This is a genomic window from Variovorax sp. E3 (assembly GCF_016082275.1).
Lineage (GTDB): Bacteria > Pseudomonadota > Gammaproteobacteria > Burkholderiales > Burkholderiaceae_C > Variovorax.
On the sequence record NZ_MOWM01000357.1, the window covers coordinates 1 to 922 of the forward strand.

Sequence of the window (922 nt, forward strand, 5' to 3'; positions counted from 1 at the left end):
CGTTGGCGCTGGCGCTGGCAAGCTGACCGGCACGAAGACGGTCTTAGGCTGTTGCGCGTTGGCTCCAGTATCGACGTCTGTGCGCACAAACTCGCTTGGCTTCATCTCAGCCTCGTGCACCGAACGCCGCAGCAGGTCGGCGCTCATGCCGTGAGCCATTGCCACTGCCGCCATCGACCTACCAGGCTGCGCGCAGGCCGCCAATGCAATAGCGAGTGCAACCGTAAATGCGCCTCTAACACCGCGTCGCGTGGCCTAGCGAATCAACCCGCCCCTTTGAGATAAATGTATCGCCTTCGATCCATTTTTAACAAGATTAGATCGCAGACGGTCCATTTCTTTGCGTTGGGCGCCGAATCCTCACTAAGCTCCACCCCATCGAACATCAAACGGAGCAAGCTCGATGCAGCACGCCACAACCGCAGATCCACTGAAACGAACGCCCAGGCAGCAACTCGCGCTCAGCTTCACGGCGGCGCTGCGGGTCGCAGGTCCGGCGCGTGATGGCAAACCCCACAAGCTGCGTCAAGCCGATGTCATACGCCGCACCGGGATGTCGCGCAGCACGCTGCGCCCGCTGCTGGACACTTCCGACCCCAGTACTCGCAACCCCGATCTCGCAACGCTGCACAAGCTTGCGCAGGCGATTGGCGTTCCGCTGGCTTTCGTGTTGATGACACCCGCGGACTGGCGCGTGCTGATCAAGGCGATCGGCTCCATCCCGCTTCACCAGACGGCGGCACGTGGCCTCGTGACAGACGCGCTTGGTGGCCCTGCGTTGGCTGAGGCCGTCTTGAAGCAAGGCAAGGTCCATCCAGAGCGGCCGCCACTTGGCGTGGCGCCTGACCCACCAGAAATTGATCGGCTCGAGGGACGCAACGAGTGGCGACGCCGGTGCAGTCTGGTGATGGCCGCTTTGGCT

The 922-nt window shown here is 62.5% G+C and carries 1 protein-coding gene; it reads left to right on the plus strand.

Translation table 11 applies throughout. From position 1 onward, the window contains the following. Nucleotides 1-403: 403 nt before the first annotated feature. Nucleotides 404-922: helix-turn-helix transcriptional regulator (locus BMG07_RS40840; protein WP_198089229.1), on the plus strand; the 519-nt coding region annotated here is incomplete at its 3' end.